The 14,934-nt window shown below is 63.2% G+C and carries 13 protein-coding genes; 3 read left to right on the top strand and 10 right to left on the bottom strand.

The window, feature by feature from the left end; all coding sequences use genetic code 11:
- Positions 1–65: 65 nt before the first annotated feature.
- The 4 genes from NL123_RS19490 to xylA form a co-directional block, all read right to left on the bottom strand.
- Complete coding sequence (locus NL123_RS19490; protein WP_494356124.1) at positions 66–1,202, bottom strand: sugar ABC transporter permease; 1,137 nt, start codon at positions 1,200–1,202, stop codon at positions 66–68.
- On the bottom strand, positions 1,203–2,750 hold the full coding sequence (xylG, locus tag NL123_RS19485; protein ID WP_494356123.1) for a D-xylose ABC transporter ATP-binding protein: 1,548 nt from the start codon (positions 2,748–2,750) through the stop codon (positions 1,203–1,205).
- 5 nt (positions 2,751–2,755) lie between these two features.
- Entirely contained in the window at positions 2,756–3,748 is a 993-nt protein-coding gene (xylF, locus tag NL123_RS19480) for a D-xylose ABC transporter substrate-binding protein (RefSeq protein ID WP_248487723.1), read from the bottom strand.
- 260 nt (positions 3,749–4,008) lie between these two features.
- Complete coding sequence (gene xylA, locus NL123_RS19475) at positions 4,009–5,325, bottom strand: xylose isomerase (RefSeq protein ID WP_494356122.1); 1,317 nt, start codon at positions 5,323–5,325, stop codon at positions 4,009–4,011.
- Between the two features lie 139 nt (positions 5,326–5,464).
- Here xylA and NL123_RS19470 point away from each other — a divergent pair, with 139 nt between their 5' ends.
- Complete coding sequence (locus NL123_RS19470) at positions 5,465–6,637, top strand: XylR family transcriptional regulator (RefSeq protein WP_058427030.1); 1,173 nt, start codon at positions 5,465–5,467, stop codon at positions 6,635–6,637.
- A gap of 88 nt (positions 6,638–6,725) precedes the next feature.
- Entirely contained in the window at positions 6,726–7,703 is a 978-nt protein-coding gene (locus tag NL123_RS19465) for a sugar-binding transcriptional regulator (protein WP_494356121.1), read from the top strand.
- A 255-nt stretch (positions 7,704–7,958) separates the two neighbouring features.
- On the opposite strand, the gene dhaL is transcribed toward NL123_RS19465, so the two are convergent.
- From dhaL to NL123_RS19440, 5 genes are read right to left on the bottom strand one after another with little or no spacing between them, the layout of a single operon-like run.
- Positions 7,959–8,606: a dihydroxyacetone kinase subunit DhaL gene (dhaL, locus tag NL123_RS19460; protein WP_494356120.1), complete on the bottom strand. Its 648-nt coding sequence runs from the start codon at positions 8,604–8,606 to the stop codon at positions 7,959–7,961.
- 3 nt (positions 8,607–8,609) lie between these two features.
- The gene (locus NL123_RS19455) at positions 8,610–9,611 is read right to left on the bottom strand and encodes a dihydroxyacetone kinase subunit DhaK (RefSeq protein ID WP_494356119.1); all 1,002 of its coding nucleotides are present in this window, start codon (positions 9,609–9,611) and stop codon (positions 8,610–8,612) included.
- A gap of 36 nt (positions 9,612–9,647) precedes the next feature.
- Positions 9,648–10,406, bottom strand: a complete 759-nt coding sequence (locus NL123_RS19450; RefSeq protein ID WP_494356118.1) for an SDR family oxidoreductase — start codon at positions 10,404–10,406, stop codon at positions 9,648–9,650.
- Between the two features lie 14 nt (positions 10,407–10,420).
- Complete coding sequence (locus NL123_RS19445; protein WP_248487728.1) at positions 10,421–11,398, bottom strand: ABC transporter permease; 978 nt, start codon at positions 11,396–11,398, stop codon at positions 10,421–10,423.
- A complete protein-coding gene (locus NL123_RS19440) occupies positions 11,395–12,882 on the bottom strand; it encodes a sugar ABC transporter ATP-binding protein (RefSeq protein WP_464708317.1) in 1,488 nt (495 codons plus the stop codon). The genes NL123_RS19445 and NL123_RS19440 overlap by 4 nt, the downstream gene beginning before the upstream one ends.
- Positions 12,883–13,138: 256 nt before the next feature.
- Here NL123_RS19440 and rpiB point away from each other — a divergent pair, with 256 nt between their 5' ends.
- Positions 13,139–13,621, top strand: a complete 483-nt coding sequence (gene rpiB, locus NL123_RS19435; RefSeq protein WP_494356117.1) for a ribose 5-phosphate isomerase B — start codon at positions 13,139–13,141, stop codon at positions 13,619–13,621.
- A 6-nt stretch (positions 13,622–13,627) separates the two neighbouring features.
- Here the strand turns inward: rpiB and NL123_RS19430 are convergent, their stop codons facing one another.
- Positions 13,628–14,893 (bottom strand): carbohydrate porin, encoded by a 1,266-nt coding sequence (locus tag NL123_RS19430; protein WP_494356116.1) that lies wholly within the window; start codon positions 14,891–14,893, stop codon positions 13,628–13,630.
- Positions 14,894–14,934: the final 41 nt, after the last annotated feature.

The raw sequence follows: 14,934 nt of genomic DNA, 5'->3' as shown, positions 1-14,934 counted from the left end.
CTAGAGGTAAGCTGACTCATCCACCGCCATCGGGGCGAGCCACCTCCCACATTAATCCTGCGTTCCTAGCGCCGACCTGTGCGGGTACTCACATCCACCCAAACCGCCAGCACCAGAATGCTGCCCTTCACGATCATCTGCCAGTAACTGTCCACATCCAGCATCGACATGCCGTTATCCAGGCTGGTAATCACCAACGCCCCGAGCAACGCGCCATACACCGTGCCCGAGCCGCCGCGCATCGATGTGCCGCCGATAAAACACGCGGCGATGGCATCCAGCTCACCCATGTTACCCGCCGACGGCGAGCCGGCAGCCAGGCGAGCGGTGTTGACCAACCCGGCGAGCGCGCACATCACGCCCATGATGCCGAAGATCCACAGTTTCACTGCCTGCACGTTAATGCCCGACAGGCGCGTGGCTTCCATATTGCTGCCCACCGCATACACCCGGCGGCCGAACACGGTCTGGCTGGTGACGTAGCTGAATACACCGAGCAGTACCAGCAACAGCAGCACCGGCACGGGGATGCCGTCGTAGCTGTTGAGGGTGGTGACGAACCCGGCCAGCACCGCGCCGATCACCACCACGCGCAGCACATCACGCACCAATGAATGTGCAGCCAGGCCATGCAGTGCGCGGTTGCGCCGTTGTTTCCAGGTGAGGAACAGGGTCAGGGCAAACAGCAAGACGCCGAGGCCGATCCCCACCGAATGGGGCAAATACCCCTGGCCCACGTACACCAAGGACGGCGACACCGGCGCAATGGTGGTGCCCCCGGTGATGCCCAGCAGAATCCCGCGAAACGCCAGCATCCCACCCAGGCCGACGATAAACGACGGGATGCGCAGGTAGGCCGTCATGTACCCATTGGCCAACCCGATCATCAAGCCGCACAGGGCAACCAGACTCAGATTCGCCAACAACGGTATGTGATAAACCACATCCAGAATCGCCGCCAGCCCGCCCAGCAACCCCAGCAACGAGCCCACCGACAAATCGATCTCGCCACTGATGATCACCAGCACCATGCCGCACGCCAGGATCCCGGTGATCGACATCTGCCGCAGCAGGTTGGACAGGTTGCGCGGCGTGAGGAAGCCACCCTCGGTCTGCCAGCTGAAAAACAGCCAGATCACCGCGACGGCGATCACCAGGGCAAGCATTTTGTAGCGGGTAAACAGCTGTTTGAGCTGATTCATCTACGCGGTCTTCCGATCATTATTATTGTGTTGGCTGAGCGCCGCGGCGAGCACCTGTTCCTGGGTGAGTCCCTCGTTGATGAAGTCGCCGCGCAACTGGCTGTCGCCGATCACCAGCACGCGGTTGGACACGCCGAGCACTTCGGCCAGTTCCGAGGAGACCATGATGATCGACACCCCCTCGGCCGCCAGCGCGCCCATCAGTTTATAGATCTCATACTTGGCGCCCACGTCCACCCCGCGTGTGGGCTCATCGAGGATCAGCACGCGGGGCTTGGCCATGAGCATTTTTGCCAGTACGGCCTTTTGCTGGTTGCCACCGGACAGGTTGGTGATCGGCAGGAACGGGCTGGCGGTCTTGAGGTGCAGGCGCGCGATCTGCTGGTCGATGCTGCCCAGTTCGGCTTCGGCGTCGATGCGCGTCAGGTGGGCGTAGGTGTCGAGCACCGCCAGGGTGATGTTCTGGCCCACGCCGAAGTCGGGAATGATGCCCTGGCGCTTGCGGTCCTCGGGCACCATGCACAGCCCGGCGCGGATCGATTTGAGCGGGGTGCGCGTGTCGATCACCTGGCCGTCCAGCCACACCTCGGCGCTGTAGCGGCCGGGGTAGGCGCCGAACAGCGCCGACACCAGTTCCGTGCGCCCGGCGCCGACCAACCCGGCAATGCCGAGGATTTCCCCGCGCTTGAGCACAAAGGACACATCGTCCACGCGCTTGCGCCTGGGGTTGTCGACGTCGTAGCAGGTGACGTTGCGCGCTTCGAAAATCACCTCGCCTACCGCATGGGGCTCGGTGGGGTAGAGGTTGCTCATCTCGCGGCCGACCATTTGGGTGATGATCTGCGCAATGTCCATGTCGGCCATGGCGGTGGTCGCGATGTGCTTGCCGTCGCGGATTACCGCAACGGTGTCGCATACCGCCGCCACTTCGTCGAGCTTGTGCGAGATGTACACGCAGGCCACGCCCTTGGCCTTGAGACCGCGGATGATATCCAGCAGCACCTCGATTTCCGAGCGGGTCAGGGCCGAGGAGGGCTCGTCGAGAATCAGCAGCCGCGCCTGTTTGTTCAGGGCCTTGGCGATTTCCACCAGCTGCTGGTAACCGCCGCCGTACTGCGACACCGGCAGCGCCACGTTCATGTCCGGCACCTTGAGCTCGCGCATCAAGGCTTCGGCGCGGTGGAACATCGCCGGGTAGTTCATGCGCCCGCCCGGCAGGGTCAGTTCATGACCCATGAAGATGTTTTCGGCCACCGACAGGTCGGGCACCAGGGTCAGTTCCTGGTGGATGATCACGATACCGGCCGCTTCGGTTTCGCTGATCGACTGGGCCTTGAGCGGCTGCCCGTCCCAGAGAATTTCGCCGTCCCAGGTGCCGTGGGGATACACCGCCGACAGCACCTTCATCAAGGTGGATTTACCGGCGCCGTTCTCGCCGCACAGGCCGACGCATTCCCCCGGCCGCACCTTGATATCGATGCCGTCCAGCGCGTTGACACCGCCAAAGCGTTTGACGATGCCGTTCATTTGCAGTAGGTAGTCGGCCATGGCGCTTACTGCCCGGCCATCTGCTCTTTGGTGTAGAACCCGTCTTTCTCCAACAGGTCGATATTGGCCTTGGTCAGCGGGGTCGGGGTGAGCAGGATGGTGTCGACCTGTTTGCTGCCATTGTCGTACTGCGAGCTGTAGGTGGGTTTCTCGTTACGTGCCAGTTGCACCGAGAGTTTGGCGGCTTCGGTGGCGATCAGCTTGAGCGGCTTGTACACGGTCATGGTCTGGGTGCCGTCGATCACGCGCTTGATGGCCGCGAGGTCGGCGTCCTGGCCGGAGATCGGCACCTTACCCGCCAGTTTCTGCGCGGCCAGGGCCTGGATCGCGCCGCCGGCGGTGGCGTCGTTGGAGGCGACGATGGCGTCGATCTTGTTGTTATTGCGGGTCAGGGCATTCTCCACGATGCTCAGGGCCTCGGTGGGGTTCCATTCCTTCACCCATTGCTGGCCAACCACCTTGATATCGCCCTTGTCGATGGCCGGTTGCAGCACCTTCATCTGGCCTTCGCGCAGCACCTTGGCGTTGTTGTCGGTGGGCGCGCCGCCGAGCAGGAAGTAGTTGCCCTTGGGCGCCGCTTGCAGCACGCCGCTGGCCTGCATTTCGCCGACTTTTTCGTTATCGAAGGAGATGTAGGCGTCGATGTCCGCATTTAGGATCAGGCGGTCATAGGACACCACCTTGATCCCGGCTTTCTTGGCTTCGGCGACGGCGTTGGTGAGCACGGTGGCGTTGAACGGCACGATGACGATCACATCGACGCCACGGGAAATCAGGTTTTCGATCTGCGAGATCTGTTTTTGCTCGTTGGCATCGGCCGATTGCACGAAGACCTTGGCGTCGAGTTTTTCTGCGGCGGCGATGAAGTAATCGCGGTCGCGGGACCAGCGTTCCAGGCGCAGGTCATCGATGGAAAAACCGATCTTCGGGTGGGCTGAGTCGGCCAGGACCGGCAGGGCGAGCAAGGCCAGGGCAGTGGCGATGAGGGTGCGTTTCATGGTTGTGCGTCCTTTTATTGTTGTTGGAAAGACAGTGGCGAAACGGGTTTTTTGTTGTGAGCGGTTCTGTTGTGGCGAGCGGGCTTGCTGTGGTGAGCGGGCTTGCCCCGCGTTGGGGCGCGAAGCGGCCCCTTCCCGGCGACATGTTTTACCTGACACACCGCGGCGCCTGGTTCTGGGGCTGCTTCGCAGCCCAACGCGGGGCAAGCCCGCTCGCCACAACAAGCCTGGTCACCACAACAAGCCCGCTCGCCACACGTTCAGCGGTAGATAAAGCGATTCACAATACCTTCCAGCATCTCCTGCCGACCACTCACCGCCTGCGGGTTCAGCTCATGGGCAAAGGCATGCTCGGCCAGGGATTCCAGGCTGAATTCCCCCGCCAGCACCGCCTGGCCCAGCGGCTGTTGCCAGCCGGCGTAACGCTGGTCCTTGAACTGCTGCAACCGATCGTTTTCAACCATGGCTGCTGCTCGCTCCAGCGCCAGGGCCAACACATCCATCGCCGCCACATGTCCGTGGAACAGGTCCACCTCATCAAGGCTCTGGCGGCGTACCTTGGAATCGAAATTGTAGCCGCCATTCTTGAAACCCCCGGCCTTGAGGATTTCATAGGTGGCCAGGGTCATTTCCTCGACGCTGTTGGGGAACTGGTCGGTGTCCCAGCCGTTCTGCGGGTCGCCACGGTTGGCGTCAATGCTGCCGAAAATCCCCAGGGACACGGCAGTGGCGATCTCATGATGAAAACTGTGCCCGGCCAGGGTCGCGTGGTTGGCCTCGATGTTCACCTTGATCTCATGCTCCAGCCCGAACTCATGCAGGAAGCCAAACACCGTGGCGCTGTCGTAATCGTATTGGTGTTTGGTCGGCTCCTGGGGCTTGGGCTCGATCAGCAGGTCGCCGGTGAAGCCGATCTTGTGTTTGTGCTCCACCACCATGCGCATAAAGCGCCCGAGCTGTTCGCGCTCGCGCTTGAGGTCGGTGTTGAGCAGGGTTTCATAACCTTCACGACCGCCCCACAGCACATAGTTGGCGCCCTTGAGCCGCAGCGTCGCGTTCATCGCACTGAACACCTGGGCGGCGGCGTAGGCAAACACCTCCGGGTCCGGGTTGCTCGCGGCGCCGGCGGCAAAGCGCGGGTTGCTGAAGCAGTTGGCGGTGCCCCACAGCAGTTTGATGCCGGTCTGTTCCTGATGGCGTTCCAGGTGGTCGACCATCTGCGCAAAGTGATTGCGGTATTCCTTGAGCGACCTGCCTTCGGGGGCGACATCCGTGTCGTGAAAGCTGTAGTAGTCGATGCCCAGCTTGGAGAAAAACTCGAAGGCCGCGTCCGCCTTGCCGATGGCCAGTTCCATCGGGTCGCCACTGCGCTGCCATGGCCGCTTGAACGTGCCCACGCCAAACATATCCGCCCCTGGCCAGACGAAGGTGTGCCAATAGCAGGCCGCCATGCGCAGGTGCTCGCGCATCGGTTTGCCGAGGATGATTTTATTGGCGTCGTAATGGCGAAAGGCGAGGGGAGAGTCGCTGCTGGGGCCTTCGAAGCGAACCTTCTCGACACCGGGGAAGTACGGCATGGCGTTTTCCTTATTGTTCTTGGCGGTGTCTGGATACTAGCAACGGCACCTGGCCTGCTGATTATGAAAATCACCAACGGACAGTGCGATTTTGCGCGGCAGGGGCTAGGCTGTTGCGACCGGCCCCAGGACAACAACAATGAAAACCCTACCGCCCGTGCACCGCATCGCCTTGCTGTTCAACGGCAGCAAAATCTACGACCGTGGCATCATCGCCGGCATCGGCAATTACCTGAGCAGCACCCGCGCTTCCTGGGACTTGTTCCTCGAGGAGGACTTCCTGTGCCGCCTCAAAGGTATCGAGCGCTGGCAGGGCGACGGCATCATTGCCGACTTCGATGACCCACTGATCGGCGAGGCGCTGGCCGGCAGCAAGGTGCCGGTGGTGGCGGTGGGCGGATCCTATGAAGATGCACGCGCCTACCCCAAGGGCATCCCCTATGTGGCCACCGACAACGCGGCCTTGATGAAACTGGCCTACGAGCATCTGATCGAGGCTGGAGTGACGCGGTTTGCCTGTTTCAGCCTGCCCGAAGCCCAGGCCAATCGCTGGGCCCAAGAGCGCGAAAAGGCCTTCAAGCGGCTGCTGCAACGCGATGGCTTGCCAGTGCAGATCTATCGCGGCCTGGGCACCAGCGCGCCGCTGTGGGACAGCGCGGTGGAGCAGCAGATCGCCTGGCTGCAAAGCCTGCCCAAGCCCATCGGGATTATTGCGGTCACCGACGCGCGCGCCCGGCAACTGCTGCAAGCCTGTCTCACCGCCGGCATCGCGGTGCCGGAAGAGGTGGCGCTGATCGGTATCGACAATGACCCACTGACCCGCACCCTCACGCGCGTGCCGTTGAGTTCGGTGATCCAGGGCACCGAAACCATGGGCCGCACCGCCGCCGCGCTGCTGCACCAGATGCTGCACGGCAAGCCTTGCACGGGCACGCAGGTGCTGGTGCCGCCGGATGCGATCAACGTGCAGGCGTCGAGCCTGCACCAACCCTTGGGCAACCCTTACGTGATGCAGGCGCTGCTGTTTATCCGCCAATACGCCTGCCAGGGCATCAAGACCGCCCAGGTGGCGGCTTATGTCGGGGTGTCGCGTTCATCGTTGGAGTCGCACTTTCGCAAGGCGCGCGGGTGCAGCGTGCACGATGAGATCCTGCGCTTCAAACTCGCCAGCGCCGCCAAGGGCTTGCAGGGCAACCACCTGGCGATTGCCGACATCGCCCAGCAGTGCGGCTTCAAGTCGGCGCAGTACCTGCACACCGTGTTCCGGCGCGAGTTCGGCTGCACGCCACGGGAATACCAGCACAGCCATTAGAAACTTTGCAGGCATCGCCCATTCGCCGCTGGACTTGCACCGTACAGACTAGGGAGAATGGTTTTTTGTGGCGTAAATGGAAGCTCCCATGACCGACAGTGCCCAGCGTGCCGCCAGCGACATCGACCTGATGACCGAAGTGGCCATGCTTTATTACCTCGACAACATCACCCAGGAAGCCATTGCCAAGCGCTTCGACCTGTCGCGGGTCAAGGTCAGCCGCTTGCTCAAGCGCGCCCGTGATGAAGGGGTGGTGGAGGTGCGGGTGTTGCAGCATCCGGCCCTGAACACGGAGTTGGAGCAGGCGCTGGTCGAGCGCTTCCAGTTGGACCGCGCCTTGATCGCGGTCGACCACGGCGACCCCGACACCCAGCGCTCGGCCGTGGCCAGCCTGGTCGCCAACTACCTGAACAAGACCCTCAGCGACGGCATGATCGTCGCCGTCGGCATGGGCCGCAACGTGGGCGCCGTGGCCGAGAACGTGTTCCTGCCGGTGACGCGCAACTGCACCTTTGTGTGCGCCATCGGCGGCTCGCTCAAGGCCGGCGAATACATGAACCCGGACCATATCTGCCGGCGCCTGGCCCTGCGTTTTGGCGCCGAGAGCGAAACCCTGTATGCCCCGGCCCTGGTGGCCAACCCGGAACTGCGCAGCGCGTTGATCAACAACGACACCGTGCGCTCCACCCTCGACCGCGCGCGCCGCGCCGATATCGCCTTGATCGGCATCGGCGACATGAGCGAGAACAGCAACATGGTGCGCATGGGCTGGTTCTCACCCCAGGAAATCGCCCAGGCCCGGGTGTCGGGTACAGTCGGTGACATGATGGGCTACGACTTTATCGACATCCATGGCCAACCGGCGGTCAACGCCATGCAGGGCCGGGTGATCGGCCTGTCGGTACAGGAACTGGTGCGCATTCCCGACGTGGTGGCGATTGCCAGCGAAAACACCAAGGCGGCGGCCACCCTCGGTGCGTTGCGCTCCGGGGTGATCAACACCCTGGCGACGACCGTGTCGAATGCCTACACGATCCTCGCCCTGGATGATGCAACGCGTCGCTAGGTGACATCTTGTATGTGGTGAGCCCGCTTGTTGTGGTGAACAGGCTTGTTGTGGTGAGCGGGCTTTCTGTGGTGAGCGGGCTTGCCCCGCGCTGGGTGGCGAAGCCGCCCCAATCCAGGCACCGCATTTATTCAGTTAGAACTCATTGGCAGGTTCTGGGGCCGCTTCGCAGCCCAACGCGGGGCAAGCCCGCTCGCCACAACAAGCAGGCTCACCACAGCAAGCCAGGTCACCACAACAAACCTGCTCCCACACCTAGGCCACCAACCGCGCCTCAACCGATTCGGCCAGGTTGGTCAGGATCAGGCAGCACGACACCGCGCCCGCGTCCAACACCCCCAGGGAGCGTTCCCCCAGGCGGCTGGCACGGCCGATCTTGGCCACCAGGTCACGGGTGGAATCGCGGCCCTGGGAGGCGGCGCTTTTCATTCGGTGCAACGCTTCGCGGAACGTCGCGCCGCTGGCCTGGGCCTGTTCAAACGCTTCCACCGCCGGGATCAACGTATCCATCAGGCACTTGTCACCCACACCCGCATCGCTGATGTCCTGCAGTGAAGTCAGGCCGCCGCGCAGCAGCCTGGCGAAGGTCGCCCCGTCGATGCTGTCGTGGCCGCGCACTTCGTCGGCCATGCCGATAAACAGGCTGCCGTAAAGCGGACCCATGGAGCCGCCGATGCCTTCCATCAACGCCAGGGTCAGTTCGTCCAGCGCCTCGGCCAGGGACAGTTCGCGGCCCTCCAGGGTCTTGCCGCAGCGCGAGAACCCCTTGGCCATGTTGATGCCGTGGTCGCCGTCGCCGATGGCGCCGTCCACTTCACTGAGGTATTCGCGGTTGGCAACGATGATCGACACCAGGTTGGTGACAATGGCGCTGCCGGTGTTGCTCGAGAAATGTTCGCGCATGCTTCACTCCGACTGGGTCATGCCGATGGAGCGGCAAGGTTGGTCGATCAGGCGGCTCAGCTCGGCGTCGAGGCCAAGCAGGGTCAGGGTCACGCCCATCATTTCCAGGGACGTGAAGTAGTTGCCCACGTAACAGCGGTGTATGCGCAGGCCCTTGGCGCGCAGTTGGCGCTCGACCTCGGCGTAGAAAATATACAGCTCCATCACCGGCGTGGCGCCCAGGCCCGAGACCAGCACCACCACGCTCTGGTCCTGGGTGAAGTCACGGTCGGCCAGGATCGGCGCGAGCATGCGTTCGGCCATGGCAGCGGCGGACTCCACCGGCACCACTTCGATACCCGGTTCGCCATGGTGGCCGATGCCCAGTTCCATAAGGCCGTCGGCAATCTGGAAGTTGGGTTTGCCCACCGCCGGAATGGTGCAGGGCGTGAGCCCCACGCCGATGGAGCGGCAATGGTCCACGGCCTTCTGTGCCACGCGGATCACGCCGTCGAGGTCGTAGCCCTGGGCGGCGGCTGCACCGCCGATCTTCCACATGAAAATCTCGCCGGCCACGCCGCGTCGCTTGGCGATATCCGCAGGCGGGGCAGACGCCACGTCGTCGTTGGCGACCACGGTGCGGATGTTCATGGCTTTGCTGGCGGCCATTTTCATCGCCAGCTTCACGTTCATGTTGTCGCCGGCATAGTTGCCATACAGGCATGCCACGCCCGCGCCCTGGTCGGCGGCACGGAACGCGTCGAAGAAGCTCTTGGCGGTGGGCGAAGAGAAGATCTCGCCCACCGCCACCGCATCTACCAGCCCCGGGCCGACATAGCCGAGAAACGCTGGCTCGTGCCCCGAACCGCCGCCGGTGACAATACCTACCTGGCCGGCCGGTGAGGACGTGCGTTTGCGGATGACCCGTGGATTGCTCTCGTACTGCACCAGTTCCGGGTGCGCGAGGAGGATGCCCGCGAGCATGTCCTCGACCACCAGGTCCGGATCATTGATGACTCGATTCATAGGGTGTTTCCTTGTTCTTATTCGTCTGGAATCGGTTTACTGAATGCTGTAGCCGCCGTCGATCACCACGTTTTCGCCGGTGATCATCTTGGCCGCGTCGCTGACCAGGTAGAGCACCAGGCCGGCGATTTCTTCCGGCTGGGCGAAGCGCCCCACCGGGATCTGCAATTTGGCCCGTTCGCCCAGTTCGCCCGCCCAGGCTTTCTTGCCCAGCGCGGTTTCGACGATGGTTGGCGACACGGCGTTGACGTTGATGCCGTGGGGCGCCCATTCCATGGCCAGCACCTTGGTCATGCCGACCACGGCGGCCTTGCTCGCGCAGTAGGCCACATGCCGGTCCAGGCCGATGACGGCGGCCTGGGAAGCGAGGTTGACGATACGCCCGCCGCCTTGCTCGATCATATGCTGCGCACAGGCCTGCGCCATGAAGAAGCTGGCCTTGAGGTTGATATCCAGGGTGGTGTCCCAGGCGTTTTCATCCACGGCCAGGGCCTTGTCGAGCAGCGCGACGCCCGCGCTGTTGATCAGGTAATCGATGCGCCCGAGCCCAACAGCGGCCTGGTCGACGGCGGCCTGCAGCGAATCGAGCTGGCGCAGGTCAGCCACCAGCCCCACATGACCCGCGCCGAGGCTGGCAGCCACTTCGACCACCGCTGGGTCACGGTCCAGCAACGCCACCCGGGCGCCGCGCTCCACCAGCAACTGGGCACAGGCCAGGCCGATACCGGCGGCGCCCCCGGTGATCACGGCGCAACGGCCGGTGAGGTCGAACGCCTGGTTCCAGAAATTGGACATTGCACACACTCCACTTAGCGTTTTTTCTTGCGCCAGACATCAATCAACACCGCAAGCACGATGATCAATCCCTTGGCCACTTGTTGGTAATACGACGACACCCCGAGCAGGTTCAAACCGTTGTTGATCACACCGATCAGCAGCGCGCCAAACAACGTGCCGACAATGCTGCCGGTGCCACCCGACAGGCTGGTGCCGCCGATCACCACCGCCGCAATCGCATCCAGCTCATAAGACACACCCGCCTGGGGCAGGGCCGAGGTGGTGCGCGCCGCCAGCACCACACCGGCCAACCCCGCCAGCAGGCCGGAAATCACATACACCGAGAACGTGACCTTGCGCACGCCGATGCCGGAGGTGCGCGCGCTTTTTTCGTTGCCGCCCACGGCGTACACGTAGCGCCCGTAGGTGGTGTAGCGCAGCACCATCCAGAAGATCAGCGCGACCACCGCAAAGATAATGATCGGCACGCCAATGGGGCCGAGCTTGCCGATGCCCAGGGCGAGGAAGCTGTCCGGCAGGTCGGTGACCGGGCTGCCGTCGTTGAGAATAAAGGTCATGCCCCGCGCCACGCTGAGCATGCCGAGGGTGGCGACAAAGGGCGGGATGCTCAGGTTGGCCACCATGAAACCGTTGACCACGCCAAGCATGGCCCCGGCAAACATCCCCGCACTCACCGCCGCCAGCAGGCCATAGCCCTGGGTGGCGACCAACGCGCTGCACAAACCGGCAAAGGCCAGGATCGAGCCCACCGACAGGTCAATGCCCTTGGTGAGGATCACGTAGGTCATGCCCACGGCCAGAATGCCGTTGATGGAGGTCTGGCGCAGGATGTCCATCCAGTTGCGCCAGGTCATGAAGTATTCGCTGGAAAACGCCATCACCAGACACAGCAGGATAAACACCAGCGGCAGACCGAAGCGGTCGAGGGACAGGCGCAGGCGATTGCGCGGCGGGGCAGTGACGGGTGCGGCGAGGACTTTACTGTTCATGAGGCAAGACTCAACAAGGCTTCCTGGGAAAGGGCGGTGTCGCTGCTGACGGTTACCAGGCGGCCGCCCTTGAACACCGCGATGCGATCACTCAGGTGCAGCAGCTCCGGCGCCTCGGACGAGACCACGATGGCCGCACCGCCGGCGCGCACGAATTCGTCGAGCAGGTGATAGATCTCCTGCTTGGCGCCTTCGTCGATGCCGCGCGTGGGCTCATCGCACAGCAGGCAGATCGGCTGGGTCGACAGGCATTTGGCGAGCACCACTTTCTGCTGGTTGCCGCCGCTCATGGACTCCACCGGCAGGTCCAGGGACGAGATCTTGATCTGCAGGCGCTTGACCATGCTCTGCGCCAGGGCCTGTTCCTTGCGCGCATTGATCACCGACCAGCTCGACAATTGCTTGTAGGCCGACAGCGCGATGTTGGCGAGGATGCTGGCGCTGAGCACCAAGCCGCTGTCCTTGCGGTCTTCGGTGACCAGGGACATGCCGGCGCGGATGGTCGCCGCCGGCGTGCCGACGGGCAGCGGCTGGCCTTGCAGGGTGGCACTGCCGGCGTCCGGCAGGGTCAGGCCATACAGGCAGTTGAGGAATTCGCTGCGGCCCGAGCCCATCAGCCCATAGATGCCGAGGATTTCACCCTGGCGCAGTTGCAGGCTGATGTCCTGGAACTCGCCGTCGCGGCTCAGGCCGCTGACATCCAGGCACGTGGTGGCGGCGCATTCGCGGCCGACTTTATGGTCGATGCGCTGCAACTCCTGGCCGACGATGCCGCGCACCAGGTGGGCGCGGTCGATATCGGCCATGCGTCCGCTTTCCACAAAGGCGCCGTCGCGGAAGATGCTGTAGTCGTCAGCAATCTGCGCCAGTTCACTGAGGCGGTGCGACACATAGATGATCCCGGCGCCACGCGCGGTTAGGCGGCGGATCGCCTTGAACAGGGTTTGCGCTTCGTGTTCGCCAATGGCCGAGGTGGGTTCGTCCATGATCATCACCTGGCAGTCATGGCTGAACGCCTTGGCGATCTCCACCAGCTGGATCTGCGCCACGCTCAGGCGATGCATGGGGCTGGTGGCGTCCACATCGAACTCCAGGCTTTGCAGCAGTTCGCGGGTGCGTCGGTTCAGTTCCTTGCTGTCGACGATACAACCGGCGCGGCGCGGTTCGCGGCCCAGCCAGATATTTTCGGCGACGGTCATGTAGGGGATGGGTTCCAGCTCCTGGGTGATCATCGCCACCCCGGCGGCGAGTGCCGCGCTGGGGCGGTCGAACTGCACCGGCTGGCCGTTGAGCAGGATGCTGCCGGCGTCACGCTGGGTGATGCCCATCAAGATACTGAGGAAGGTGGATTTGCCGGCGCCATTGCCGCCGCACAGTGCGTGCACGCTGCCGGCCCGCAGGGCGAGGCGCCCGTCGCGCAGGGCAGGGACCCCGGCGTAGGCCTTGGAAACTTGTTCAGCCTGGAGCAGTAATGGCGGGGCCATCGGTGTGTCCTCTTGCTGATTTTCTTATTAGGTAGGCTTAGCCAACAGCCTGATCATATGATCGGATAGTGATCATATGTTTAAACTGGTCGAGTTGGTTTTGTCAATGGCTTGGCGCAGCATTCGCCTGAGGTTTTAGGGTTTTCGCGGGTTGCTGCCTTGAAATAAGCCTTGACAGCAGCAGGGCTGTCGTCCGCTAATGATTGTGCATAATTTCAGTGAGTGATCATTTGATCGGTCTGATGGAGAAACAGTAATGGGTGCACAAACGACGTTTTCGGTGGCCATCGGATGCGACGAGGCGGGCTTTGAACTCAAGGAAATGCTCAAGCGCTTTATCGAAGGCCTGGGGTATGGGGTCGAGGACTTTGGCTGCCATTCGTCCAGCCCGGTGCTGTACCCGGACATCGCAGCGGCCGTAGCCACGGCGGTGGGGGCAGGTGAGCAGCGCCTGGGTGTGCTGATCTGTGGCACCGGCATCGGCATGGCGATTTCCGCCAACAAGATCAAGGGTGTGCGGGCGGCGCAGGCCCATGACACCTATTCGGCCGAGCGCGCCCGCAAGAGCAACGATGCGCAGATCCTGTCCATCGGTGCACGGGTGATCGGCCCCGAGCTGGCCAAGAGCATCGTCAAAGTGTTCCTGGAGTCGGAGTTCGAAGCGGAGCGCTCCGGGAAGAAAGTCGAGCGCATCACTGCGCTCGAACAGGCGAACAGGGTGTTGCCGTCAGACGACTGAGCCGCTTCAGAACAGCGCCTTGACCTGCAGGCCCAGCACCAGGGCGTTGTCGATGTTGTCACCGGAAAACGCCCCCGGCTCGATGATGTATTGCACATCCGGGCGCAGGGTCAGCCAGGGGGTGGCCTGGTAGCCGTAGCTGAGTTCGATCAGTTGTTCGGCGTTGTTCAGGTTGGGGTAGTCGGTCCCGGCCTTGAAGGCGGCCAGCTCCTGCACCTCGCGGCTGCGCGGGTTCGGCACGGCACGGCCATAGCCCAGCGCTACGGTGTCCCGCGGCCGGCTTTCGAACGGTTTGTACAGCACCACACCTGCGCCGTACCACTTGCTGAACGGCGAGGCCGCTTCGCTGGCGGCAGAATACTGGCCGAAGGCGTGCAGCACACGACCGCTGGATGAATCCGAAGCCCACACCGCCTGGTCGATCAGCAGGTAGTGACCGCCGCGACCGCTGACTTCCTTGTTGCTGCCGATGCGTTTCACGTCGGAGCTGTCGTAGTAATAACCCAGCTTGTATTCACCCGGCAGGCTGCCGGTGTGTTTGTAGATCAATTCGATCGGCACCACGGTGCCGGTGGTGTGCTTGGGGTCCAGGCGCCAGGCGCGGCTGGAGTTGCCGTTGCTTTGCGGGTCGACGTTGAACGCGGCCACGCGCAGTTGCCAGGCCGGCGAGAAGTCATATTTAACCCGCGCACCCAGGCGTGCATTCGGGTAGTTGGTCCAACCGCTGCCGCCGGACATATTCAGCGGGTGCCCGCAGAACCCGGCGTTCATGAAGTTGCACAAAATCCCGCTGTCGAGGCCGCCGAGGTCATTGCCCATGGCCATGTAGCCGAGCTTGACGTTCAGCGCCGGGGTGAACAGCGTGCGTTCGTAGCTCAACTCGGTGAGGCGAGTGTAGAGGCCGCCGTAGTTTTCCTGGATCGGCAGGCGGTTGCCCACCAGGTCCTCGGACGCACTGTTGCCGCGTCGGTCATTGATCGTGAGCTGGATGCGATCGCCATGGGTCAAGCCGTAGAGCTTGCCCAGGTCGAACTGCACGCCGAGCTTGAGGTTCTGCGAGTAGCGCGCCGAGCGGTGCTGGCCGCCATGGGCGTTGTAGGCGGTCTCGCCGCTGTAGTCGCCGGTGAAGCGGATGCCCTGTGCGTCGAGTTCACGGCGCAGGCCGCCCCAATCGCCGGTCAGGGTGGTGTCATCGGCTTGCACGGGCAGGGCCGCGCCCAGGGCGAGGCCCAGCAACAGGCGCCCAAAAGGAATTTGAGAAGTGGGGGTCATGCGGGTTTTTCCAGGCACAAGGCGCGGCGCCGGGGAGGCGC

The organism is Pseudomonas sp. FBCC-B1565 (assembly GCF_059133265.1).
The sequence above is the reverse complement of the archived record's forward strand: the minus strand, read 5'-3'. Positions and strand labels throughout refer to the sequence as shown.